The sequence below is a fragment of the Sporosarcina sp. BP05 genome (genome assembly GCF_014282005.1).
GTDB lineage: Bacteria > Bacillota > Bacilli > Bacillales_A > Planococcaceae > Sporosarcina.
In genome coordinates this window covers 394,152-418,659 of record NZ_JACFTD010000002.1, presented here as the reverse complement: position 1 = coordinate 418,659, position 24,508 = coordinate 394,152, and the positions used below count along the sequence as shown (strand labels likewise).

Genomic DNA, 24,508 nt, shown 5'->3' with positions numbered 1-24,508 from the left:
ACTCCATTCTATTGTTTATTTCAAGAACATTAAAGAAAGCCAAGGCACATACGTGATTATTAATAAAACGATTATAAGTGTTATAAAAGCCGGTATGATTTTCCTGACAATTTGGTCGATCTTTAAATTTGAAACGCCTGAAGCCACGTATAGATTTAGTCCAAGGGGAGGCGTTATAAATCCAAGACTTAAGTTGACAATCATTATTATTCCAAAATGGATTGGGTCAATGCCTAATCCCATAGCCAGTGGGAATAAGATTGGCGTCATAATAATAATTGCCGCAATCGTTTCCATAAATGTCCCTATTAATAAAAATAATATATTAATAATTAGTAAAAATACCAAAGGGTTATCCGATATAGAAGTAACCACTTGTGCAATTTGATTCGGAATTTGTTCTAAAGTAAGTATTCTTCCAAATATTGCCGCCGCGGCAACAATGATCATGATTGTCCCTGTTGTTAATGAAGAAGAAATAGTAACCTTAAAGAAGTCTTTGATATTCATCTCACGGTATACAAACATACTTAATATAAAGCCATAGATTACAGCGACTACAGCTGCTTCAGTAGGTGTAAATATACTTCCATAAATACCGCCAAGGATTACGACTGGCATTAATAGGGCCCATTTACCTTCATTAATTGCTTGTAGACGTTCTTTCCAATTTTTCTTTGATGATTTTCCAAATTTATGTTTTTTCGCATAAAGTACTGCCCAAATGATTAATCCAGCACCCATTAATATTCCCGGAACAATCCCTGCTAAAAACATATCACCAATAGATACATTAGCAGTCACTCCATAGATGACCATCGGTATACTTGGTGGAATAACAATTCCAATCGTCCCCGCCGCCGCAACAAGAGCCGTAGCGAAAGGTTTGTCATAACCTTTTTTCACCATTTCAGGAATCATAATCGAACCGATTGCCGCAACAGTAGCAGGTCCTGATCCTGAAATTGCAGCAAAAAACATAGCAGTTAAAATGGTTGCGATTGCAAATCCTCCCGTAAAATGGCCAACAAATGCATTTGCCACTTTAAATAGTCGGGTAGAGATACCACCTTTCCCCATTATATCCCCCGCTAAAATAAAAAATGGAATGGCCATTAACGGGAAGGAATCGTTAGCAGTAAGTAAAACTTGTGTAATCAAATTGAATGGTAAATCTATTTCAGTCAAAAGTATTGTCAGGACGCTTGATATAATTAGAGCAAACCCTACAGGCACTGATATTAGCAGTAGTACAATTAAACAGACGAAAAGAAATATTGCTGGTGACATCAGTCTTGCACCTCACTTTGGTTCGTCCATAAGGTAATGGAGATTTGTAAAAGTCGTATTGTTGTCAAAAGAAAGCCTACGGGAAGAGCTAAATACACTAGCCACATTGGTATTTGCATGTTGGCCGAGGTCTGTCCAAAAACCATCATTTGCTGTACAAGAATATATCCTTCATATACAAAAAATATTGATAGACTAAAAACCAATAAATATACAACTTGCTTCATTACTTTTTGAACGATGGGTGGACATAAATCTAATATAATATCTATGCTAATATGCTTGTTTTCCTTAAATCCTATTCCAATAGTTAGAAATATTAACCAAATAAACAAATAGCGCGAAGCTTCTTCCGTCCAAGTGACAGAATCCCCGAAAACATATCTTGAAATTACTTGTACAAAAATAAAAATAGACATTGTAATCATAAACAATGATATAAAAATTTTTTCAAATGAATCGTCTATTTTTTTTATTATAGACATTTAACTCCCCCCTAATAAAATTTACTAAAAAAGGAGCATATCTCAATGCTCCTTTTTAATAAATATAGTTTATTTTACATACCTACTTCTTTCATTAACTTATCGTAAATTTCTTCTCCAACTTCAGCTTTAACGTCATCATAAACTGTTCTCATAGCATCTTGGAATTCTTTTTTATGCTCCTCTGTTAAATCTACCACTGCCATTCCTTCTGCTTTCAATAGATCAAGTGATTTCGCCTCATCTTCTAAAGAAAGTTGTCTATTGTAATCACGCGTTTCAATAGCTGCATCCATAACAACATTCTGCAAGTCTTCAGTGAGCCCATCGTAAAACTTTTGGCTTATGATTACAGGCCATGGAGAATAAAGATGCCCAGTGAGTGTTAAGTTATTCTGAACTTCAAAAAACTTCATCGCGTACATAAGTGAAAGTGGTGTTTCTTGAGCATCTACTGTTTTTTGCTGCAATGCAGCATACAGTTCAGTAAATGCAATTGGAGTTGCATTAGCACCGGTTGCAGACCATGCGCCAATTTGCATTGGGCTTTCTAACGTACGTATTTTAATGCCTTTCATATCGCTAACACTTTCAATTGGTCTTTTATTATTTGTTAAATGGCGGAAACCATTTTCCCAATATACAAGTCCTTTAATTCCTTTATCAGAAAGCGAATCAAGAATTTCCTGTCCTACTTCACCATCTAAAACTTTATATGCAGTTTCATGATCTTTGAATAGATACGGGAGATCCCATAGTGCCATACTCTTTGAAAACGATACTAACGGAGCAGATGATGGGAAAGCCATTGTCAAATTCCCAAGTTGGATAGCTTCAATCATTTCTCGTTCCCCGCCAAGTTGACCATTCGGATAAATTTCCACTTTAATTTTCCCGTCACTATTTCCTTCAACAATTTCCTTGAATTTCTCTATTGAATCTTGTGCGAAGTGATCTTGAGATGCCGCGTGTCCGACTTTAATAAGAAACTCTTTGTCATCTGATGTTTTAGTACCTTCTGGTTCTGTTTTCGAATCTACTTCAGAACATGCCGCCATAATAACTGTTAATATTAAAAGCATAAAGAACAACAGCTTATTTTTCTTCATAAATTAACACTCCCTTTTCCTTTTATTAATTCTTAACTAACCCCAATTCTTGCGCTACCGTTATAATCCAATCTTCTTGACCGCCAACTGCTTCGAGTTCTGCTAACCTAGTCAAGATATCTCTTGCATCTACCCCATATTCTTTTCCAGCACGTTCTGCAAATAACAAGAATGATGAGTACACGCCAGTATAACCAAGCGTTAGGCTGAGTCTATCAATCTGAACTGGTCTTGGCATCATAGGTTTCATAATATATTCTGCAGCATCCATTACCTTATATAAGTCCATATTATGTGGAATTCCTAACTTGTTCATGACTGCTATTAATTGTTCAAGTGCCGCATTTCCTGCTCCAGCCCCCATTCCCGCAAGACTCGCATCTATTCGCGTGGCACCTTCTTCGATTGCTACTATTGAATTCGCAACGCCAAGAGATAGATTATTATGTGCATGGAAACCTACGGATACACCCAAATTCTCTTTAAATAATGAAACCCTTTGGCGCACACCATCCATTGTCAATGCCCCTGCGGAGTCTACAACGTAAATGGTTTGTGCTCCGTACGCTTCCATCTTTTTCGCTTCTTCAAGAAGATTTTCTGGCGTAGTTCTGTGAGCCATCATTAGAAACCCAACTGTATCCATATTCAATGATCTAGCAGCCTTTATGTGCTGTTCCGATACATCCGCCTCTGTGCAGTGTGTTGCAACTCTAACAACTGAAGCACCTAAATCGTTTGCATTTTTCAATTGATCAATTGTTCCAATTCCAGGAACTAGAAGAACTCCAATTTTTGCATTTTTGGCAGTTGCCACTGCTGTTGAAATCATTTCCGATTCTGACACCTTAGAGAATCCATACTGAATCGAACTTCCACCAAGTCCATCGCCATGTGTAACTTCAATAATGTCTGCTCCGGCATCATCGATTATTTCAGTTAATTGAACAATCTGCTCTTTACTGTACTGATGAGAAATTGCATGCATTCCATCACGAAGGGTTACATCATTGATTATAATTTTTTCACTCATCGAACATTCTCCTTTTTAGTCAGTGAAATAGCCATTAGTTCCCCTGTTTTCACAGCCGCGGAAGTAATTATATCAAGGTTACCAGCGTATTTGGGTAGGTAATCTCCAAGACCTTCAACTTCAACAAACACCTTTACAATACCGTCTTTAATTTCTGGAGCCGAGATTAGTCGATAACCTGGTACATACCCCTGAACGACTTCTACTACTTTTAATATAGAATCAATAATTTCACTTTCTTTATTCTCATGACCAGCCTCGATTTTGGCAAAAATTGAATTTCTCATTAGAAGTGGCGGATTCGCTGGATTTAATATAATAATAGCCTTTGCTTTCTTAGCTCCGCCAACTTTCTCTAGGGCGAGTGCTGTCGTTTTAGTGAACTCATCAATATTCTGTCTAGTCCCTGGTCCCGCGCCTTTACTAGCTACAGTAGAAACGATTTCTCCATATTCAACAGGTACGATGTTTGAAATCGCTTTCATTATAGGTACAGTAGCCTGTCCTCCACATGTAACCATATTTACATTATCATGTTGTTCTATTGAATCTGAATTTGAGCTAGCAGAAGGAACATAAAAAGGACCAATTGCAGCAGGCGTTAGATCGATTACTTTCTTTTCTAACCCCTTCAATATTTCAGCGTGGTTATAATGGGCTTTTGCTGATGTTGCGTCAAATAGGATATCAGCCATATTTGGGTTTTCTTCAAAACCTTGTATTCCATTATCAAATGTTTTTAATCCATTTTCTCGGGCTAAGGTTAATCCCTTAGATTCCGGATCTACCCCAATCATTACCACTGGTTGAAGTGTTTCACTTCTAAGCAGTTTATACATTAAATCCGTTCCTATATTTCCAGAACCGATGATGGCTACATTTGTTTTAGTATTCACTTTTCATTTTCATCCTCTCGTAACAATATGGCTGCTTTTTTATAAAATTCCAACGCACCTTTAAGGTGATGCTCTAATAGATCTTGTGCTTTCTTAAATTCTCCCACTTCAAGAGATTTCACTACCAATATATGTTCTTCAATAATTTCTTTTTGGTGCCCGGTATAATCTGAAGTTACATTTATTAGCGTTTTCACTATTCCTTGCAACGACTTCCACAATTGTATTAATGTTTTATTCCCAGTACTTTTTATAAGTAATTCATGAAATAGTAAGTCCGCTTCAACATCACGCTCCCCTTTTTCATAACCTTCCTCCATCAATTCGAGACATCGATACAGATCGGCTTTTCCATTTTCAATATCCTTTGAAGTGAGTTGCGAAATTGCATACGTTTCTAGATTAATTCTTGTATTGTATAAGTTTTCAAGATCTTTAATTGAAAAGCCCTCCACAGCCGTTCTTCCATTTGACTGCGTGGATACAAGGCCTTCACTTTCAAGTTGTGTTATCGCCTCCCTGATAGGACCTCTACTGACGCCTAGTTCTTTTGACAAAATCGTTTCTTTTAAATGAAATCCAGATTTCAAATGACCTAACATAATCTTTTCCCTTAAAATCACCAAAACCTTTTCACCTGTTTTTTCCTTATTGATACTAACTAAATCAATATTATTCATTTTCCTCAACTCCAGTTTGTTAACTGTTAACAATATTTATTCTAGTTTGAATAAACAGATTTGTCAATACGTTATTCACCTAGGATGCTGTATACTTTTCCTACCACGTAATGGAATATGAACTTTCTCCGAAGATAAGATTGAAGCAAAGTGTATTAATTTGTTATTAAAAAATCACCCATTTTCAGTTTTCCTTGCTTATTCCAGGACATTTCATGCTTGATTTACTCAAATATGATATCACTTTTTCTTCCAAACTAATTAGGAACAGATATAAATAAACGCTATTTCGTTTGCAACATTTTTCTTTAAAGATAGATGTATTGAGGTTATATTTTTAAATAATTACAAATATTTAAAGTTTTTATGTCGTTACTAGTTCTTCTACTTTCACTGGGATACCCAGTCCTTTTGCTTCAAGTTTTGATGTTAATTCTTTTATATTATGAAGAAATCCATAAAGGCGCAGCACATAAAGACGATGGCAACAACTTCACGCACTCCAGTCTGATACGGATGAGGCAGAGACGCTGACAGGGTTGAATGAGGAATTAAGTCAGGCAGTTAATTGGTTTAAGCTGTATGTACTGAAAACCTACTTAGACAGATTGTCCTAAGTAGGTTTTTACTTGTATTATTTAGTTTCAGCTAATCTCCAAATTGCAAACTCTTGGTTTTTGTGTTTTTCGGAAGCCGTGATAGAACCATTAGCAGTTGTCATCACTTTTCCGTAAATTTCTTCCCCTATTTCTTCTATTGTGTTTAAACCTTCGATTATTTTACCGGCATTCACATCAATATGTTCGGACATAATCTCATATAATCTTTGATTTGTTCCGATTTTTATAACAGGTACGATTGGCGATCCTGTCGGAGAACCTTTACCTGTGGAGAACAACACAATTTGCGCCCCACCAGCCGCCAGACCAGCTACCGATTCTACATCATAGCCAGGTGTATCCATAAAGATAAAGCCTTTTTCTGATGGCGTTTTTGCGTATTCAATAACTTCCATTAAAGTAGAATTTCCGCCTTTTTTAATACACCCTAAAGATTTCTCTTCTAATGTAGTTAATCCTCCTGCCATATTTCCTGGCGTTGGATTTGCCGATCTGATATCTTCACCTGTAGCTCTTATGCGATTCTCATATTCTTTTACAACTCTAAGGAGTTTCTTTCCCACCTCTGGGTTAACTGCTCGTTGGGCTAATATATGTTCTGCTCCAATTGCTTCTGTTGTTTCCGCTAAAATACTTGTACCGCCGTCCCTTACGATGGAATCTGAACAAGCTCCGATTGCTGGATTTGCAGTAACACCTGACCAAGCATCTGATCCACCACATTCTAGCCCGATAATTAACTCCGTGACATCCGCCGTTACTTTTGTTTCCGCTTTACTTCTCTCCATTGCTTTTTCTAACCATTCCTTGCCTTCTTTAAGGACCTCAGTAATTGGTTTATCTTTATTAAAATAAACCACATGAATATGATGATTCTCATCTTTTAAGAGTTCCTCAATCTCTTTGGCAAGTTTGTCTTCACCCATACCCAAAAATAAAGCGCCACTTACATTTGGATGCCCCGCTGTCCCTTTTAACGTGCGAATCGTCTGTTCATAGTCTTCCTTAAATTGAGCTTCTCCACTTTGATGCACGACTGGTATGACACCTGGGACTAGCTGCGCCATTTTCTTTGTGAAGCTCGCGAGCTCACCGACAGTGTTAATAACAATAACATGATTCCTGACACCAATACTTCCATTGGGCCTGCGATATCCTTCGAATGTTTTCATCGACTACACCTTCCTTTTCAAGCTTTAATTAATTAATTAATTGATTTTCGTATTAAATGGAAACAGCATGTTCTTTCAACGAAGATAACCGTTCTTCCTCATTCAGACCGCGAACATTAAAAACATGTACATGGTGGCCTGGATGAATTTCCGCTGTCGACATCCCCATACATTCACCATATTTAATAACTTTCTCTTCATGTCCTATATAAGCAGTGGCTACTTTATGGCCATATGCAATAGCATCTTCCACTTTAAGTTTTTCATCTACACCTTGTATAGAAAGCATTTCACCAGCTTTAATATTCGTTAGCGCAACAGCTACATTATCATTTACATTTAGTTTCAGTGCATTATATTTCATTTCCATCGTCATTCCCCCCCTTTTTTTGTTATTAAAATGTAGTTCCTATATGTGGAATAGAGAACTCTCCTAATTCGAATTTCTCAAGACTTGTTTGTTTGCCTGAACTAATAGCGATAAGTTCATTCATTAATTTCTCTACTTGGACATCCGTACTTTCTTCTGTAATAATATAATCCGTCAGTTCATCGAAAGCGCCACTTTTACTCTCCGGTGATATCGTCATGCATGGTAATGCGATTGAACCCGTTAGAATTCCTCTGCTGCTGACAACTAGTACAATATTACAACCGCTTGATGCCATAGTTGAGAAAGTTTCAACTATATTAGTTGTCGCCGATGATAAATGGAGTCCTTTGCTTTGAGGCTTTTCATTGTAATTGAGCAAGCTATTTATCGGGTTCGCCCCTGTTAATTCTGATTCTAAAATAGCAAAGGTCTTTTCTTCTTCAGTAAATCCTAGAACAGTACTATGTTCTTTCTTAATTTCCTTCCATTGTTTCCGTTCTACTCCTTCGCCTAACTTTCTTAATCTGTTTGCCACTTCTTCATGATTAGTTCGTTTAGCTAATAGCAATCCGGCCGGCTCTAACGTTTCTGACAGTCCCATAACAACCGTTGCATCGTTCTGTATTAATAGATTGATGAGTCCGCCAACGACTGGTGTGACTTTTCTTAACGTATCCTCATCTGTATCGATGGTTACAATCCCGACAGTCAAATTGGATAGCGGTAGTCGTTCCCTTTTTTCTTCATCAACTTCATTCGACCATTTGCCAATTATTTCAACACCTCTGTTTACAGTGTTTTCTCCACCAGCCATTTGCTGGATTCCAATTCCTTTTACGGGCTTCGTTTTCGGAATGCTGTGAAGCAAACCGCTAACTTGGTTTGTTTCGCACCCCAACCCTACGAGAAGTGCAGAGTGAAGATTCGGATTCGAAGCGACTCCAACCAACATGTTTTTCGTCAATTGGAAATCATCACCGAGCTGTGCACAACCATTTGCATGGACAATGGGAATCGCTTTAGGGAAGCGGTCCGATATTTCTTTGGCAATGACACTAGAGCACACAACTGAGCTTACAACGCCGATATAATTTCTCGTACCGACAGTTCCATCTTTTCTTAAATAACCTTCAAATGTATATGCCATCTGCTTATCTCACCCTTCATTAGTAGGAAATCCTTAATCACTTCGTTTATATTATGCTTGTACGTCTTCTACGACTGGTACACTATTTTTCGCCTTTTTCTCCTTACTCACGGCAAGTTCTACTCTTCCATCAATCCCTTTTCGCCTTTGGTATTTATCTGCAAGAATTACGGCAACAGGGACAAGTAATGAGGTCGAAATGGCCGCAATTGAGATTTGAGCAGTGGCAACGGTTGCGAGATTTTGATAGACAAGTGCGTCTGCCGTACTCATTAATCCAGATCCTGCAGCTACAGTAGCCGCCGCCGCAATTGCAGCAGGTGTAGCGACCGCATTTCCTGCCGTGGATGCTTCAGCCCAAGGTGCAATGACACTTTTCTCGCGAAAGATTTTAAATGCCAGTGCCATTGCACCACCAGAAAGGATAACAGTCATTAACGCTAGTGCAACACCGGCACCCAACACTTCCGGATTAAAGAAGACGGATAGATTCATTCCTGCACCTAATGCAAAAGCAAAGAACGGAATTACCAATGATTCACCGGCAGATAAAAACTCTCGAATATCGCCATCCAAATTCCCTAGAAGCATTCCAAGCATTATCGGTAAGAGAACTGCGATGAAGGCGATCAAAGGGAAATTGGCTCCCATCATGCCCAGTGCCATCAAGGTGAAGAATGGCCCATCATTAAGTGAAAGGACGGCTGTTGCACCTACGTCGGAACGATTTCCATATTGTCCTGTTAACGCTGCGAACATTCCGCCGTTCCCATTAGTCATTGCTGCGATGATTGCCAATGTAGATAATCCAAGGAAACCGTTGACCGGGTCAGATAGCAGACCCCAAGTAATCCCGACGATTACACCTGCAGCATACTTTGAAGTTGTTAAAATAACGCCTTTTTTAAGTGCTGCCCCCCCTACACGAAGGTTCATTTGACTCCCCGCACAAAACAGGAATAGCGCACATAATGTTAAAGCGCCATCTTTAAATAACGCTTGTGAAAAACCTCCAATTTTGAAGAATTCATAATACCCGGCATCTGTGGCCGAGACACCAAGACTTTTTAACATATTCATGATAAACGGAATATGAAGCTGGTCTATCGTATTTAAAAACGCGCCTGCCAACAATGGAACAACCATGAGACCTCCAGGAACTTTATCGATTGCCTTTTTGATTTTCATATTTCATCCCCCAATTTTATTATTCCAGAAAATTGTAATCGCTTTCACGACTCCCGTAAGTGATTCCACGAATCTTCATTTATATCAAAGTGAAGATAAACTTTCTTTTCGCTTACTTTCAAGTCCTACTGATTTGATAACGGAATTTGTAAGCGTTCCAATGTTTTCAATGGAAATAGATAACTGGTCTCCGTCCTTCAGCCAAACTTTCGGATTTCTTCCCATTCCTACGCCAGGAGGAGTCCCGGTTGCAATTAGATCCCCTGGTTTTAACGTGATCGATTGTGACAAATAGGATAGGATGTACGGTATCCTGAAAATCAAGTTTTTTGTATTTGATTGTTGCATCACTTCACCATTTAACGTTAAATAGATATCCAAATTATTAGGATCATCCACCTCATCCTTTGTCACGATAATCGGACCTATCGGTGCAAATGTATCCGCAGTTTTCCCCCGCACCCATTGGCCATCGGAAAACTGGTGATCCCTAGCACTGACATCATTCATAATTGTATAACCAAAAATATATTCTTCAGCAGCTTCTTCAGTAATCCTTTTTGCTTCTTTTCCAATTACAACTACGAGTTCTGCTTCAAAATCTACCTGAGTAGAATTTATTGGAATTTCGATTGCATCTTTTTCACCAATTATTGCATTCGCATATTTCGAGAAAATCACTGGTGATGCTGGCGGCTCTAGTCCTGTTTCTATACAATGATCCATATAATTTAAACCGACACAAATGATTTTTTCAGGTGTTAGAACCGGTGCTAAAATTTCAATTTCCGAGAGATTATATGAAATATCCGTTAAAACACCCTCATTATTTTCATAGTATCTGAGAAGTTGTTCAACATAAGGAAGTGACTTTTCATTCATCTGAATTAGTTGTTCCATAGTAGTAGGTAATATAAAATCATCATTGTTATACAATTTATGTAAAGCATTTAAATCCAAAACGCTATTCTCTTGTAACACACCGAGCCGTGTTGTTGATTGATAACGGAAAGTCATGAATTTCATCTAGTTTCCCCCTTAACTATTATTTTGCTGAAATAAAAATACTTGAGATAAGCTAATTATTTTGCGTATCTCAAGTATGAAAAAAATCTTATGTTGTTACTAAGTTGTCAACTTTCACTGGAATACCTAGTCCTTCAGCTCCAAGTTTTGATGTTTTTGCTTCCGGATAATATCGCTCGATCATTTGTACCCCAAGTGCCGTGCGACGTACACGTTCTTGAGCTAGTTCTACATTTATTTTCTCCCACTGTTTTCCTGAAGGATACACATCGGGATGATTACGGAGCCCGAATTTAATATAAACAGGAGCCAAAACACGAATAATTTCCGGAATTTCATAGTAGCGAAGGAAGCCACCTAAGTTATCCGGCACCTCAACATATAAGTCGATTGGAATATCGATGGATTGACGGATAGACGCAAGTTTGGCTAGCGTAAGTGCAGTTGGCACGTTGTATGTGTCTGCACCTAGGTCCTGCATTAGTTTGATCGAAACCGGATTTGCCGAGCCCATTTGAACAGATGCCTTCACTACAAAGTCTTCGGGTAATTGTCCGGCTTTTTTCATTTCTTTTGTCAAGAGAAGTAGACCTTCGTCTGCGACTAATGCACCTCGCAATCCAAGTTCAGCTCCTCTTTTTAAGTCTTCCATTGCGTAAACTAGTTGATCTGCTCCTTCATGGCGCAAGGCAATAGACTGCCCGCCACTTGTCAACGGCTGTGCACTGATATCCCATGTTCCGCGGGGTCCTACGAACAGGCTAAGCTCCATGCCTCTCTCAGCAGTAAGCTCACACATTTCCTTGATTTCTTCATCCGTTTGAAGCATAATTCCACTTCCTTGAGACACTCTGTGAACAGTTAAACCACGTTTGTCAATTTCGGCCAATGCTGCTTTTAGAGCAACCGGTCCTTCAACACTTGGTATCTCAATACGATACTGAGCGCCGTCTGGAAACGTTTTCGTTGATGTAGGAAGCTCTTTATAATCTGTTGAAGGGTACCCTAGTTTTTCTAATAGTTCGCGAGATTCTTTCATAATTTCATTCCTTCTTTCTTTTCAATTATTTTTTTATAAAGATGAGACCTGTTCTGATAGATCTGCAGGATATACATCAAATGGTGCCCGATGTCCTGCTTTTTCTGATAGCCATCTTTGATGAATTGCTTCTTTCAACGCCGTGAAAAGGCTGGTCCAATAATATAAATCCCCATTAACAGGGGTAGTCTTTTATGTTCTATTTCTGCTTCAGCAAGATTTTCTTTTCGGTATGCTTCATACAAGTCAACCGAAACTTCTGGAGCGAAGACGCTGCTCCAATTAATACTACCTACAGATCCAATCGTTCATGCAGGCAATAAATGTTCGTCAAAAGCGGAAAATATCATAAAGTCTTCTCTCACTGTTTTCACCGCTGTAATCATTTCCCGAATCTGACTAATCTTGCGAGCAGCTTCCCTTATACCGCGAATATTCAAGTAATTACAAGCGAGCCTTTTTACTAATTCAACTGACAGCGATTGACCCGTTAGACTAGGAATGTTATATAGAATAACGGGCAACTTCGTGCTTTCAGCGATGATAGAATAATAGTTATATAATTGCTCATCGGAAAGTTTCCAATAAAAAGGGTTCACTGCAAGTACACCATGAATGATATGTCTAAGCAGTTCGTTTACGTATCTTCGATTCAAATCTATATCAAGTTCCCCAGTTTCATCAAACAAGATGACCAATGGAGGGATAATTCCGCGAAATTTCATTTAACTTCGCTTCCTTTCCTTTAACCAATCCTGGTAGTTTGGTTGACTATGATTTGATGAAGACTGTTTTAATGGCTGTATAGAATTCTATTGCCGCTTGTCCTTGTTCGCGAGATCCAGTACTCGATGCTTTCATACCCCCGAATGGTGCCTGAAGTTCTACTCCTGCACTTTCCGCATTAATCCGAATTAACCCAACCTCAATTTCGTCAATGAATTCAAGGATAGAACCTATATTAGTTGTGAAGATTGATGCACTCAATCCGTACTTTGTATCATTAGCGATGTCAATTGCATTTTCCAAGTCTGTTGCACGGAGCAATGCAATAACTGGGCCGAAGATTTCTTCTTGAGCAATTCTCATATCTGATTGCACATCTCCGAAAATGGCTGGTGTAATATAAAAACCTTTCTCAAACTCTTCTCCAGTCAGTACTTCCCCGCCAACTAACAGGGTAGCTCCTTCTTCTTTCCCGATTTCAATATATTGTTTGACTGTATTAAACTGACTTTCACTAGCAGATGGGCCCATCCAGATTCCTTCTTTTAGCGCATCGCCTACAGTGACTTTTTTAGTTTCTGTAACCAGCTTGTCTACGAATCTATCGTAAACTTGCTCATCTACAATTACGCGGCTTGAGGCTGTACATTTCTGACCGGATGACCGGAAAGCTCCGCTAATCACCGCTTCTACTGCTACATCAATATCAGCGTCTTTCGTAACGATAACCGGATTTTTCCCACCCATTTCTAATTGGAACTTAATGCCGCGGGCTGCCGCTGATTTCGCTACACCTTCACCTACGTTTTCAGAACCAGTAAATGTAATCGCGTCCAGAAGGGGATGTTCAATTAAATCCTGGCCAATTACGGATCCTGAACCTGTGATGAAGTTCAGTACTCCAGCAGGCAATCCCGCTTTAACGAAACAATTCACTACTTTCGTAGCCGTAACAGCTGCTTCGGTTGCAGGCTTAAACACAACTGTATTACCATAAACAAGTGCAGGTGCAATTTTCCAAATTGGAATAGCTACTGGGAAGTTCCACGGCGTAATGATACCAACAACTCCAAGTGGCGTTCGTTTTGTAAACATAAGCGCGTCTTTGTCGGAAGATGGAATTACATCTCCCTCTTTCCTCATTCCTTCTCCAGCATAGTAGCGAAGAATTGCAACACCTCGTGCGGTTTCTCCTTTTGCCTCCGGAAGTGTTTTACCCATTTCCCTGGTCATTGTTTCAGCAATATCATCTATGTTTTCCTCAAGAATATTTGCTACTTTAAACAAATATTGTCCCCTTGCTGCTTGACCAATTTTCCTCCAAGCCTTTTTCGCTTCATGTGCTGCATTGACTGTTTTCTCCAAGTCTTCTTTGTTTGAGTTTTGAACGTAGCCGACTACATTTTCTTTATTTAACGGGCTAATGCTTTTAATTGTTTTCCGTGAAGATGACTCCACCCATTCGTTGTTAATCAGATTGTTGAAAACTTTCTCTTTAGATAGCGTTTGCATAATTGGTTAGCTCCTTCAGAATTATTATTTTCAAAATGGATTATTCTATTTCTTTATTGACGGCCTGTTTCATATGGCCTGAATACCCTGCAATCTGGGATAATCGAAATGCTAGATTTAGTATTTCATCTTTTGCTGCATCTTTTTTCGTTCCCCAACTGCTTTTCATCATTGTAAAACTAACACCAGCAATGATTTTATTTTCAAAGTTATAAATAGGGGCAGCTACGCAATGGAATCCTAGTGATGCTTCTTCATTCTCAATTGCATATCCATCGCGTTTGGCAAGTTGTACATTTTCGTAAAGTTCATCAAGGGATGATATTGTGTTTGGTGTTTTTTGTTCCCAATCACTGGTTTCAAATCTTTTTTGCAATTCTTCTTTTGTATGTCCAATTAATTGTATTTTACCAATTGAAGATGCGTAAGCTGGAAAACGCATTCCAGGATTTGTAACAAGTCGGACTCTTGAGTCGCCTTCCATTTTCCCAAGATAAATCACATCTTCTTCTTCCAAGATTCCTAGTTGTATATGTTCATTAATAACCGCAACTGAGAATCCCGCTTCTTTATGGAACGATTGAAGTATATTGAACTGGTTTAAATACGCCGCACTTAGTGCTCCGAGAGCAGGACCAAGATTATACGTATCACCTTCTTTTGTTATCCATTTTAAATTTTCTAAAGTATTCAACAGAGAAAACAAGGAGCTTTTATTTATTTCCAATTCCTTTGATAAGTCTATCAATCGTAATTGATTTGGTGACTGACCTATTTTTTTTAAAACCATGTCTGTTCTTTCTATAGATGGAACCCAATACTTTTTTTCCATATACCTTTTCACCTCTAGCTTAAAGATAAATTACAACGGTTTATTATAAAAAACCAAGTTTTCCCTGTTAAACTAAATATATCTTACCATGACCTTTCCGAGTGCACAAGTGGTTATCAGACAATTTACAATTTTTATTTCACTCCAGTGGAGTATGGCAGTAAATCCGTGTAAAGTTTAAGAAGCCACAAAACCCGTATTTGACTAAGTGTCCAATGCGGATTTTCAATTGTATTATTTGGTTTATGAATGGTAAAGAAGTAAGTGCTTCAACAGATGAACAACTTCGTGCGATTCAATCTGTAAAGGATGGAGCGGAGAGGTTGACGGAGTTGAGTGAGGAATTGAGTTTAGCGGTTAATCGATTTAAGGTTTAAGAAAATGAAAACCACTTAGGATATATTGCCCTAAGCGGTTTTCATTTTCACTAATTTCACAGCGGACTTTTATACATAACTTCAAAGTTTGATATCCCCGGATGCATCAATGACATATCCTATTGTTGATTCCAATAGATTGAGTGGATCATAATTGCGTAAGTCTTCAAAATCAAGACCTGTAATCGCTTCAATTTTTGAAATGGGTACTTGATATGTTTTATACTCGCCGTAAGCAAATTCTAAATCCTCAATAAGACTTTTTTGAGTCTGTAAATAAGCAGTTGCAGATAAATTCCCGTCTTTCTTAACGATGACGGCTATTTTCCAAAACTCTGCCGGTATCTGAACTCCCCTATAAATAATGTCATCCATCCGAAAAACGGGTCCAGTAAACACTGTCACTTTAAGATTCGAGTTTTCGGCATTGTCTAAAATGTAATTCTCCAGATCTAGCCAACTTTTTTGATTCAACTTACTTTCCTGAGGGGCACAATTTGTAAAATGGAACGTATCCTCATTTGCCTTTTTTGCTGAATCTCCCCAAACAGGATCACGTCGACGGACAAGATGTCCCCGATCAAGCGAATTATTTTTATATAATTCAGGACCGCACTGGTACGCTGTTTCAATGCGGGAATCGAGATACCATTTGTCGTTACGGCCAATCTTCATCAATTGATTGCCGTCAATATTCACCACCGTATAATAGGCTAAACGGCGCGACTTGCTCATGACAATTGAAAAATGCGTATAATGAAGCACATTGCTCCCGTCTTTTAACTGGGCAATATCCTGCTCAAGATCAGACCGGAATACCGGATGAGGAACGTCATAATCATTACCTAGAAATTGAGTGTCGTAACCGGTCAAACCTTCATACCATGAATCGCTTAGCTCTTCTACTAGCACCTCTTGATGGCTTTGACCAGGAATTTCCCATTCCTTCACAATATCCTTCATTAACAATTTTTGATCATCACTCAAGTTGGTACCTTGCTCCACGACGAACTGGATAATGCTGCTAATACGAATCCCTTCATTGGCTATAAATTCAGTCCCGTTCTTTGGATCTGGAACTCCTGCATGGTGGAGGGAAATGACAATCCATTCATCATTATATACAGGTGAACCGGAGGATCCTGGCATGGTATCTGTTGTGTAGTGCATGTAATCGTCAAATACATCCATTATCTGATTCTCTCTGATTGCTACAGCTTTGGGTGCACCTAGTGGATGTTGAATAATTGATACACATTCACCAACTAGCCCTTTGCCCGTTTGAGGTAGGAGAGGCAAGAACCCAAAATCACTTATTTTTGTGCCATCAGATGACACTTCCTCTATCGCGACTAATGTGAAATCAAGCTTTTGATCCGTTATAAAGAAACGCTCAGGTGTAAAATGGAAGCTTTTCACCGGGCGCTCCTTTAAGTCTAGACCAACTTCATAGTTGAATTGTGCGACACTGAACTGGGCCGTATTGTAATTCCCCAAAACATGATTATTTGTAAGCAATAATGAGGGTGAGACAAGAAACCCTGTAGCATGTCCGAGAACTTTGCCTATACGATCGCGGATTTCAATTCTACAAACTGGATTGGCTGCTTGAAGCCCCGCTGCAAGATAAGAAATAGGAAGCAAATCATCTTCGCCAATAATACGCTCAATTGCAAGTCCATCACGTGGATCAATCATCGATTTGCGAAACGCCACTCGTTCAGGCGTATCTACTTCAAGAGGATTTTTAGTCTTCAGTTCGCTAGCAATACGTTCACGTTCACTAATACGCGTGATGTAACGCTTTAATGCTTGTTGTTGTTGCGAATCCACAAGATCCACATTAAAATCCAGATACTTTTCAAGTCTTTTAATGGACATGTTTCTCCTCCTTAGATTTTAAAATCGAGCCTTATAAATTGAAATAAAGATTTCCTTCAATTAGCTCCGATGCTTTTGGGATGGTTACGTACAATTTAAACATTTATTCATAAGTTCAATTTGAAATAATTTCAATTATTGTAATTATTCTAACATTAGAGGCATTTTTTTAAAAGGTATTTCTTCAGTATAATTTAATAAAGTCTTTAGACCAATAATTATCCAATTGCGACTTTAGTCATTAAAGACCCGTTTTCACAGCGTTTTATCTGATAAATACAAGCATCAGTATAAGATTCAAGAAATTCAAAAAAACGTTCTAGACACTTTTGTGTCTAGAACGTTTTTTATTTTGTCTTCCTATAGGAGTTGGATCTTTATTTCATAGTTTGAAAAATGGTTTCCAAAAAAAAAAAGCATTTTCTACAACAATTCGACATATACATATTAATTTCACATATACATAATAATGAGTTACGTATAAAGTTTTTTAGTTTATGGGAGGAGTATGTATAACAGACAGTTAGGTACTTCAAAATGAAAAGAAGTGCAAACCAATGACAACATACGAAATACTAAGCTTTTTCATTTCACTATCTAGTGAATAGATTGCATTAATATCGGTGACTTTGTCAGTAATCTTTTTATTATCAAGAAAGAAGTAACCGCCCCCCATCGGCAGACGTGTGACAATTACTTCTTCCTTCTCGGCCAAATGCTTTTTCTATCCAACTATTTACACAGTCGAAAGATGTGCACTATTGACCTGCATTACATTTACTAGTATACCACTTTAGGACTGATTGTTCAATCAATTAATCCCTTTTAATTGCCTGCCACGTTTTTTATTCTATGATGAATTATCAATAAAGGCGGCCAAATCCACTCTTACATGGATTTTGCGCCCTATCTACCCTCGTTTTAGTCATTGATTAAAAAGCAAGCATAGCTCAACTTTATTTTAGCAGCATGCGCATTTAGGACTTACCGTTACACAATCTACACGTAACAATTACCCAAAATATGTAACATGTACTACTAATTGAAAAATTTCTTTTAAGTTCCGGGCTGCACTAGTGACTAAGCGCTAAAATGGATTAATCTTACATAAGGCTTCTGAATCAATTATTCAATCTATTGAATAATTGATTGGACTGAATAGTCAGTTTATGATACGATTTACATGAGGGTATCCCATATTTATCCTTGGGTTATAGTGGATATCACACTTTGTTTCTGGAATTTCCCGTCGCAAATAGACATATACATATTGATTTCACATATACATAATAGTAGGGCTTTTTATATAATTTTTCAACCCTATAAAATATGCATCTTGGTTTTAATTTATCTACAAAGAATAGAGGAAGGATTTTTAAGCCCTTTGAAATGAAAGGAGGTGAAAACCAATGACAACATACGAAGTACTAAGTTTACTCATGTCACTATCTGGTGGATGGATTGCTTTTATGTCGGTGTCGTTGTCAGTTATCGTTTTCCTGTCTAGAGAGAAGTAACCGCCCCCCATCGGCAGACGTGTGGACAATTACTTCTTTCTTCTCGGCCAAATGCTTTTCCTACCCAACCAGCTACACCATCGTACGATACGTAAAGTCGAACATGATTTTGTCTTACAGATTATTAATATAGGACTGAGTGTTCAAACGCCCAGTCCCTTTTTATTCTATGTCACGTTTTTTATTATATGATGAATTGTCTCCAAAAGTGCAATGCATTTTGCTAGATTCATTGCCAAGGCTAGACTTCTTCGTATTTAGTTAATGATCATAGACTAAGCTTGCACGTAGAGGACCTACTGCGACTGACTATGTAGGTTCCGTTCAATTATAGTATGTAGCAAGCACTACTAATAGAAACAAATAGTTTACTATTTTTACTGCAACCGTGACTAAATACTGGTAAAGTCTCTTTCTTAGCAGATTGCAAATCATACAATGAGGAGGTATAAAGTGGAGAATTTAGTTCATGTAATTCCATACGAAGTGATTGCTCAAGCCACGGAGGTCCATGAAGTTCCACCGGGCGTGGAATTAATTCAAGCACCCGCAATTTGGAAGGAAACAAAAGGAAAAGGTATCACGGTAGCTATCCTGGATACAGGGTGCGATAGTAGCCACCCGGATTTACAAGAACAGATTATAGGCGGTCAGAACTTTACGGACGATGATGGAAGCAATCCCGATATATACCTTGATTACAATGGTCATGGCACGCACGTTGCTGGAACGATTGCTGCACAACAGAACGATAAAGGCGTAGTTGGAGTAGCCCCTGAAGCTAGTTTGCTTATCGTGAAGGTATTGAATAGAAAAGGCTCGGGACAATATGGCTGGATTATCAACGGCATCAATTATGCGATTGAACAAAAGGTGGATATTATCTCCATGTCACTAGGCGGCCCAACCGATTTGCCAGAACTTCATGAAGCGATTAAAAAAGCGGTCACAAATAATATCCTCGTAGTTTGTGCAGCCGGAAACGAGGGTGACGGCGACGATTCAACCGATGAATTCGCCTATCCAGGCCGTTATAACGAAGTCATTAGTGTGGGTGCCATAAATCTTGAGCGACGCCCTTCCGATTTTTCCAACTCTCATAATGAAATCGATGTAGTTGCTCCGGGTGAAAAGATCCTCTCTACCTATTTAAACGGGAAATTTGCAACATTAAGCGGAACGTCAATGGCTGCACCCCATGTTTCCGGAGCACTAGCCCTCATCAAAGGATTGGTCAACAACAGTTTCGGTCGAGAACTTTCAGAGCCAGAGCTCTATGCCCAGCTAATTAAAAGGACCGTTCCACTAGGATTCTCGCCAAAGCTTGAAGGTAACGGGCTTGTTTATTTGACGGTGCTTGAGCATTTGACTAATGTATTTGAGAAAGAAAGTAGAGAGTTGATTTTGAGTTCGCAGTGATTTGAATAAAAAGTGGTGCACTACCATTTTTCCACGTATCAATAAATACAAAACGCGGCTATGGTTTCCCCTGGCCACGTTTCGCTAAATGGATGAGTATGGAATCAGGAGTTAACCTTGTTCGGAATAGGCGCTTCAGTTGGTGCGTTACCCTACACATAATTACACTAATGATAAATACCAATTCAATAAAATCGACGTATTCAACTGTCGTATGCGCAGAATTCACTTTTCAGCTCCTTTGTTGAATAGTGAATTCTGCTATTATTTTATTTCCGCTAACTTATACATTCGATCTTGTAGGCCAAAGTCTTGAATCAAGACTGCCCGTCCCTCTTCAACTAGTCTATCCATATAATATACACATTGGGGATATAGTTTCGTTCGTCCTGTTAAAAAACGCTCGGTATAATGTCCTGCATTGTGTAATTCCTCAGCGATTACCATACTGCTACTACAACCACTCTCTAGCATCCCGATGACAAATGCTTTTTCCGATTCTTTCAAATCGAAAGGTCCAATTGGTTTTGTATCATTAGTAAAATCCAATTCCCCAAAAAGGTTTATCGATTTCCTTTCATATTCTAAAATCGGCGCTCTTTGTGGGGGCAAACTTCTCCATTCTTGCCGTTGCGCTTCATTCACAAGACGGATTAGTTGTTCTTCTCCTCGCTTCGATAGTGGCAATCCGTCATCGAGTGTACTTTGCAATTCATCAGGTAGCTCCAACGACTCTGGTATCTCGAAAGTTAGACGCCAGTTTTCTTTAAGTCTTTGTTCAACTTCTTCAATCTCACGATCTGCAGCATTCAAATACTTCCCTATTCCCCGAATTGCTTGATCAGAAAACCCGGTTTCCGCCTGCAGATGATGAATGCCAAAGTTATGTATCTCTGCGGTTAAGCGATTTGTCACCGTGTATTGATAGCGTAGAACTTTTCCACAATCACACTTTAATGCACCAATCTCCCTCCACCTAGGACCTGCATCTTGAAAATTGGTCATATCCCACTCACCAATTGCATCACGATACTCAGCAAGAGCCAGTTGAAAAGCTTCTATTTTCTTTTTCTTTTGAAAAGCCAAGAGTTTTTTCATTTGTACTTCAGTTAATTCTTCTGAAACTAATGCAACTTCCATTAAATCGACACCCCCAGTATAGTTTAATTTTGTTATATTTTAACTATACCAATTGTTATAATAAAATCCACTACTAAACTACTGGTAATTCATTACCTTCAAAAAATTCATTGGTTAATAACTAAAATTAAAACAACAGTGATAAAACTAGTTTTAAAAGGTTACCTTCTTTCCTATGCAATTATCGTTTCCCCGAATTGTCGAAGGTAAAACTTTTTTCACAAAGTTGTCCCCTATCCCCCACATTTCTTCTATATAAAAAATAAAGGGGATATTCTTTATGACAACTTACCTTTCTGAATACGCTCACTTCACAAATAAACACGGTCTGGACGCTGCGACGAGGCAACATGTACTTACGAATTGGGATGCTATGAACCAAACAGAGCGGGCTGTTCTTGATATTATCCGTCGTTACTCCTTCAAATACGGCGCTGCACATTTGAAACACGAAACAATCGAAAAGGCTATTTTGAAATCCAACGCGACTGTACGACGCGCCATTCGCAAATTAGAAAAGCTCGAAATTATCGAACGCATCCACTATATCCGCCCTGTCATTAGCGGTCTAGGCGCTAACATTTACGTCATTAAACCTACTAGTGACCAGTCGAAAATGAGCACCCCTAAGAGTGATGAAAAGCCTACTGCCAGTAAGGTAGAACCCGCTAAACCGCAATTCGAAGCTTTTCTTTCTAAAGCGATAAATACTAAAGACCTTAAAAGAACGTCTCCTTCGGAAATTGTGCCTACTACACTTTTTGGCAGGATGAAATCTCATCTTTCTTCAACCATCGGAGAAAGTAAATTAGCACGTGATTTTTACGGTGTCTACCGGAAACAGTCCCTGCAAATGTTAAAATTCAGCATTCACGAAGACAAAGGGGAGCTGTTCGAGCAATTGGCCATGCAGGCCCTCCGTATTGCTATTCAAACTACCAAATCGAAAAAAGTCCGAAATCTGCCCGGCTATTATTCAGGGATTTTGCGCGAACTGATTGGCAAATCTTTATTCAGTGAGACTTTCATGGATTATGACGTGCCAGTTGAAGGGTTTTTCTCTCGATGAAATTATTGTGTGGGTGCCTATGCAACAGATAACAACCAAAATTCATACAAAGCTGCAATGTCAGACGGTGCAATATGCGCCATCGACAACGGCAAATTCATCCCAAGGGGAAGTGCAAATTGCACCCTCTAGAGAAGGCAAAATGCACCTAGCAATAACCAAAGAGTATAAGAGTATTAATCGAGTAGGAGGGAGTGATTAACTCCCGACCTCTCACACCACCGTACGTACCGTTCGGTATACGGCGGTTCAATTAAGATAAATAACGCAAGGTTTCATAACGAGCTTGCAGACTTTTGAGCCCTTGGGAATTCCAATAGGAATTCCCAAGGGTTCTGTGTAGTATTGGACTTTTCGATATTCTCCAGTAACTTTTTCGTGTATTTCCCCATTGATAGGCTTGCCAATCTGCAATACCTAATCGAATAAGATTCTTCACTTTCGTTTTAGGTTTCTTCCAATTCTTCCATAAGCACATTCGTAACCTTCTTCGAATCCAACCATCAAGCTCCGCAAAAATTGTCTTCGTATCCGCTAATGCAAAATAGCCACACCATCCGATTAGGTATTGATTCAGCTTACGTATACGATATTCCATTGGATATGGCATCTTCCTTGAAGTGATTTCTCGAATTTTCTTCTTCATTCGCTGTTGGCTTTCTTTTGCGATTCGAACCTTCGGTTCTTTGTTAGAAGTAAAACTAAATCCAAGAAATTTACGTTTCCAAGGGCGATCCACTGCGGATTTCTTTTCGTTTACTTTTAATCGTAGTTTCGTTTCAATGAATGATTGTATACTTTCCATTACACGTTCACCTGCACGTTTAGTTTTCACATAAATGTTACAGTCGTCAGCATAGCGTACAAACTTGTGTCCTCGTTGTTCCAACTCTATGTCTAGTTCGTCTAGGACAATATTTGAAAGCAGAGGGCTAAGGGGACCGCCTTGTGGCGTTCCTTCATTCGTACCTAGGACAATCCCATTGATTAATACACCCGATTGTAAGTATTTACGAATTAACTTGAGTAATGGTTTATCGTTGATTCTTTTCGAAAGTGTACTCATTAGACGGTCATGGTTCACCTTATCGAAGAATTTCTCTAAATCCATGTCTACCGTCCAGCGATATCCCTCTCTTATATAGCCTTTTGCTTTTCTTACTGCATCGTGTGCACTTCGACCTGGTCGAAAACCATAACTATGGTCTGAAAAGCTTGGGTCATATAGTCGGGATAGCACTTGGGCAATTGCTTGTTGAATCAAACGGTCTGTTACAGTTGGGATACCTAATAGGCGCACTCCGCCGTCAGGTTTCGGGATTTCGATTCTGCGGACTGGTTGCGGTTCATAGGCTCCGTTGAGAATATGCTCCTTAATGGATGACCAGTTTTCGAGGATGTGCTGACGTAAGGTTTGTACGGGCATCATGTCTACTCCATGGCTTCCTTTATTCTTTTCTACACGTTTTAGTGCTTGAAGCATATTCTCCCGTGACAGGATTTGATTCATAAGCATCGTTAGTTCTTCCTTCCGTGAATAGCTGTTCTTTTAATGCCCGAGTTTACTCCACCCTCCAAGAGGACCCTCATGGGATTCACCATTACCTTCTCTCAAGTGAGGTCATTTGTTTTCTGTGGTCATGATAAACTTCGGAATGCCAAGGGCTATTTTCTCATTAATCGTTCAGTCCTTCCCAATTGTTCTAGACCAATTGGTACTACGACGTCTGCTGACTTCTGATGATTCAGTTGTCTATCACTAGACAAGTTACTACGGGAACTTAGCGTGTTCATCAGATCTCCCCAGGTAAGAGCGTAATCTTTCCCTCCACCTATCTGCTTCATTTACTCCGTACAACCTTCGGTAGAAAGGGCTTTGTTTTGTTTTGCAAACTCACCCAATTGTACTTAGCCTTATATGAAGTTCGTGTTCCTCAGACCGGAGGTTTGCCGCTCGCTTCCTTCAGATTCCACGTC

Annotated in this window: 22 protein-coding genes; 3 read left to right on the top strand and 19 right to left on the bottom strand. The window is 38.9% G+C overall.

What is annotated here, in order from left to right:
* Nucleotides 1-15: 15 nt before the first annotated feature.
* The 15 genes from H2672_RS03845 to H2672_RS03775 form a co-directional block, all read right to left on the bottom strand.
* Complete coding sequence (locus H2672_RS03845; protein WP_186669182.1) at nucleotides 16-1,290, bottom strand: TRAP transporter large permease; 1,275 nt, start codon at nucleotides 1,288-1,290, stop codon at nucleotides 16-18.
* On the bottom strand, nucleotides 1,290-1,775 hold the full coding sequence (locus H2672_RS03840; RefSeq protein ID WP_186669180.1) for a TRAP transporter small permease: 486 nt from the start codon (nucleotides 1,773-1,775) through the stop codon (nucleotides 1,290-1,292). The genes H2672_RS03845 and H2672_RS03840 overlap by 1 nt, the downstream gene beginning before the upstream one ends.
* Before the next feature lie 74 nt (nucleotides 1,776-1,849).
* On the bottom strand, nucleotides 1,850-2,884 hold the full coding sequence (locus H2672_RS03835) for a TRAP transporter substrate-binding protein (protein ID WP_186669177.1): 1,035 nt from the start codon (nucleotides 2,882-2,884) through the stop codon (nucleotides 1,850-1,852).
* A gap of 25 nt (nucleotides 2,885-2,909) precedes the next feature.
* Nucleotides 2,910-3,917 (bottom strand): 4-hydroxy-2-oxovalerate aldolase, encoded by a 1,008-nt coding sequence (gene dmpG / locus H2672_RS03830; RefSeq protein WP_186669175.1) that lies wholly within the window; start codon nucleotides 3,915-3,917, stop codon nucleotides 2,910-2,912.
* The gene (locus H2672_RS03825) at nucleotides 3,914-4,756 is read right to left on the bottom strand and encodes an acetaldehyde dehydrogenase (acetylating) (RefSeq protein WP_370569599.1); all 843 of its coding nucleotides are present in this window, start codon (nucleotides 4,754-4,756) and stop codon (nucleotides 3,914-3,916) included. The genes dmpG and H2672_RS03825 overlap by 4 nt, the downstream gene beginning before the upstream one ends.
* A gap of 53 nt (nucleotides 4,757-4,809) precedes the next feature.
* Nucleotides 4,810-5,493 carry a GntR family transcriptional regulator gene (locus H2672_RS03820; protein ID WP_186669164.1) on the bottom strand — a complete coding sequence of 228 codons (684 nt, stop codon included), beginning with the start codon at nucleotides 5,491-5,493 and terminating at the stop codon, nucleotides 4,810-4,812.
* Nucleotides 5,494-6,127: 634 nt separating this feature from the next.
* Nucleotides 6,128-7,285 carry a UxaA family hydrolase gene (locus tag H2672_RS03815; protein WP_186669162.1) on the bottom strand — a complete coding sequence of 386 codons (1,158 nt, stop codon included), beginning with the start codon at nucleotides 7,283-7,285 and terminating at the stop codon, nucleotides 6,128-6,130.
* A 52-nt stretch (nucleotides 7,286-7,337) separates the two neighbouring features.
* A complete protein-coding gene (locus tag H2672_RS03810; protein ID WP_186669160.1) occupies nucleotides 7,338-7,655 on the bottom strand; it encodes a UxaA family hydrolase in 318 nt (105 codons plus the stop codon).
* A gap of 25 nt (nucleotides 7,656-7,680) precedes the next feature.
* Nucleotides 7,681-8,805, bottom strand: a complete 1,125-nt coding sequence (locus H2672_RS03805; protein WP_186669158.1) for a UxaA family hydrolase — start codon at nucleotides 8,803-8,805, stop codon at nucleotides 7,681-7,683.
* Nucleotides 8,806-8,856: 51 nt separating this feature from the next.
* Complete coding sequence (locus tag H2672_RS03800; RefSeq protein WP_186669151.1) at nucleotides 8,857-9,993, bottom strand: 2-keto-3-deoxygluconate permease; 1,137 nt, start codon at nucleotides 9,991-9,993, stop codon at nucleotides 8,857-8,859.
* Nucleotides 9,994-10,077: 84 nt separating this feature from the next.
* Nucleotides 10,078-11,019 carry a fumarylacetoacetate hydrolase family protein gene (locus H2672_RS03795; protein WP_186669149.1) on the bottom strand — a complete coding sequence of 314 codons (942 nt, stop codon included), beginning with the start codon at nucleotides 11,017-11,019 and terminating at the stop codon, nucleotides 10,078-10,080.
* Nucleotides 11,020-11,107: 88 nt separating this feature from the next.
* Complete coding sequence (locus tag H2672_RS03790) at nucleotides 11,108-12,058, bottom strand: U32 family peptidase (RefSeq protein WP_186669147.1); 951 nt, start codon at nucleotides 12,056-12,058, stop codon at nucleotides 11,108-11,110.
* A gap of 308 nt (nucleotides 12,059-12,366) precedes the next feature.
* Nucleotides 12,367-12,783: a dihydrodipicolinate synthase family protein gene (locus H2672_RS03785; protein ID WP_186669145.1), complete on the bottom strand. Its 417-nt coding sequence runs from the start codon at nucleotides 12,781-12,783 to the stop codon at nucleotides 12,367-12,369.
* A gap of 46 nt (nucleotides 12,784-12,829) precedes the next feature.
* Entirely contained in the window at nucleotides 12,830-14,296 is a 1,467-nt protein-coding gene (gene gucD / locus H2672_RS03780) for an alpha-ketoglutaric semialdehyde dehydrogenase GucD (protein ID WP_186669130.1), read from the bottom strand.
* A 40-nt stretch (nucleotides 14,297-14,336) separates the two neighbouring features.
* Nucleotides 14,337-15,128, bottom strand: coding sequence for an IclR family transcriptional regulator (locus H2672_RS03775; protein WP_186669128.1), 792 nt, complete (start codon nucleotides 15,126-15,128; stop codon nucleotides 14,337-14,339).
* Nucleotides 15,129-15,373: 245 nt separating this feature from the next.
* On the opposite strand from H2672_RS03775, the gene H2672_RS19520 reads away from it, so the two are divergent.
* Nucleotides 15,374-15,505: a hypothetical protein gene (locus H2672_RS19520; RefSeq protein WP_255485295.1), complete on the top strand. Its 132-nt coding sequence runs from the start codon at nucleotides 15,374-15,376 to the stop codon at nucleotides 15,503-15,505.
* Nucleotides 15,506-15,586: 81 nt separating this feature from the next.
* On the opposite strand, the gene H2672_RS03770 is transcribed toward H2672_RS19520, so the two are convergent.
* Together H2672_RS03770 and H2672_RS03765 are read right to left on the bottom strand one after the other, a co-directional pair.
* Nucleotides 15,587-17,386, bottom strand: a complete 1,800-nt coding sequence (locus H2672_RS03770) for a DNA/RNA non-specific endonuclease (RefSeq protein WP_186669126.1) — start codon at nucleotides 17,384-17,386, stop codon at nucleotides 15,587-15,589.
* Between the two features lie 532 nt (nucleotides 17,387-17,918).
* A complete protein-coding gene (locus H2672_RS03765; RefSeq protein WP_186669124.1) occupies nucleotides 17,919-18,101 on the bottom strand; it encodes a hypothetical protein in 183 nt (60 codons plus the stop codon).
* 1,255 nt (nucleotides 18,102-19,356) lie between these two features.
* Here H2672_RS03765 and H2672_RS03760 point away from each other — a divergent pair.
* A complete protein-coding gene (locus tag H2672_RS03760; RefSeq protein ID WP_370569592.1) occupies nucleotides 19,357-20,322 on the top strand; it encodes a S8 family peptidase in 966 nt (321 codons plus the stop codon).
* A 264-nt stretch (nucleotides 20,323-20,586) separates the two neighbouring features.
* Here H2672_RS03760 and H2672_RS03755 read toward each other — a convergent pair whose 3' ends face one another.
* The gene (locus tag H2672_RS03755; RefSeq protein WP_186669120.1) at nucleotides 20,587-21,462 is read right to left on the bottom strand and encodes a DUF3895 domain-containing protein; all 876 of its coding nucleotides are present in this window, start codon (nucleotides 21,460-21,462) and stop codon (nucleotides 20,587-20,589) included.
* Between the two features lie 280 nt (nucleotides 21,463-21,742).
* Here H2672_RS03755 and H2672_RS03750 point away from each other — a divergent pair, with 280 nt between their 5' ends.
* Entirely contained in the window at nucleotides 21,743-22,531 is a 789-nt protein-coding gene (locus H2672_RS03750) for a helix-turn-helix domain-containing protein (protein WP_186669117.1), read from the top strand.
* A gap of 253 nt (nucleotides 22,532-22,784) precedes the next feature.
* On the opposite strand, the gene ltrA is transcribed toward H2672_RS03750, so the two are convergent.
* Nucleotides 22,785-24,047 carry a group II intron reverse transcriptase/maturase gene (ltrA, locus tag H2672_RS03745; protein WP_186669115.1) on the bottom strand — a complete coding sequence of 421 codons (1,263 nt, stop codon included), beginning with the start codon at nucleotides 24,045-24,047 and terminating at the stop codon, nucleotides 22,785-22,787.
* Nucleotides 24,048-24,508: the final 461 nt, after the last annotated feature.

Bases quoted from the DNA above. Each gene is read 5' to 3' on its own strand.
- H2672_RS03790 (WP_186669147.1), bottom strand. From the start codon at position 12,058: ATGAAAGAATCTCGCGAACTATTAGAAAAACTAGGGTACCCTTCAACA.
- H2672_RS03840 (WP_186669180.1), bottom strand. From the start codon at position 1,775: ATGTCTATAATAAAAAAAATAGACGATTCATTTGAAAAAATTTTTATA.
- H2672_RS03810 (WP_186669160.1), bottom strand. From the start codon at position 7,655: ATGGAAATGAAATATAATGCACTGAAACTAAATGTAAATGATAATGTA.
- H2672_RS19520 (WP_255485295.1), top strand. From the start codon at position 15,374: ATGAATGGTAAAGAAGTAAGTGCTTCAACAGATGAACAACTTCGTGCG.
- gucD (WP_186669130.1), bottom strand. From the start codon at position 14,296: ATGCAAACGCTATCTAAAGAGAAAGTTTTCAACAATCTGATTAACAAC.
- H2672_RS03785 (WP_186669145.1), bottom strand. From the start codon at position 12,783: ATGAAATTTCGCGGAATTATCCCTCCATTGGTCATCTTGTTTGATGAA.
- H2672_RS03795 (WP_186669149.1), bottom strand. From the start codon at position 11,019: ATGAAATTCATGACTTTCCGTTATCAATCAACAACACGGCTCGGTGTG.
- H2672_RS03775 (WP_186669128.1), bottom strand. From the start codon at position 15,128: ATGGAAAAAAAGTATTGGGTTCCATCTATAGAAAGAACAGACATGGTT.
- H2672_RS03770 (WP_186669126.1), bottom strand. From the start codon at position 17,386: ATGTCCATTAAAAGACTTGAAAAGTATCTGGATTTTAATGTGGATCTT.
- H2672_RS03755 (WP_186669120.1), bottom strand. From the start codon at position 21,462: ATGGAAGTTGCATTAGTTTCAGAAGAATTAACTGAAGTACAAATGAAA.
- H2672_RS03835 (WP_186669177.1), bottom strand. From the start codon at position 2,884: ATGAAGAAAAATAAGCTGTTGTTCTTTATGCTTTTAATATTAACAGTT.
- H2672_RS03845 (WP_186669182.1), bottom strand. From the start codon at position 1,290: ATGTCACCAGCAATATTTCTTTTCGTCTGTTTAATTGTACTACTGCTA.
- H2672_RS03815 (WP_186669162.1), bottom strand. From the start codon at position 7,285: ATGAAAACATTCGAAGGATATCGCAGGCCCAATGGAAGTATTGGTGTC.
- H2672_RS03820 (WP_186669164.1), bottom strand. From the start codon at position 5,493: ATGAATAATATTGATTTAGTTAGTATCAATAAGGAAAAAACAGGTGAA.
- H2672_RS03805 (WP_186669158.1), bottom strand. From the start codon at position 8,805: ATGGCATATACATTTGAAGGTTATTTAAGAAAAGATGGAACTGTCGGT.
- H2672_RS03750 (WP_186669117.1), top strand. From the start codon at position 21,743: ATGACAACTTACCTTTCTGAATACGCTCACTTCACAAATAAACACGGT.
- ltrA (WP_186669115.1), bottom strand. From the start codon at position 24,047: ATGCTTATGAATCAAATCCTGTCACGGGAGAATATGCTTCAAGCACTA.
- H2672_RS03825 (WP_370569599.1), bottom strand. From the start codon at position 4,756: ATGTATAAACTGCTTAGAAGTGAAACACTTCAACCAGTGGTAATGATT.
- H2672_RS03800 (WP_186669151.1), bottom strand. From the start codon at position 9,993: ATGAAAATCAAAAAGGCAATCGATAAAGTTCCTGGAGGTCTCATGGTT.
- dmpG (WP_186669175.1), bottom strand. From the start codon at position 3,917: ATGAGTGAAAAAATTATAATCAATGATGTAACCCTTCGTGATGGAATG.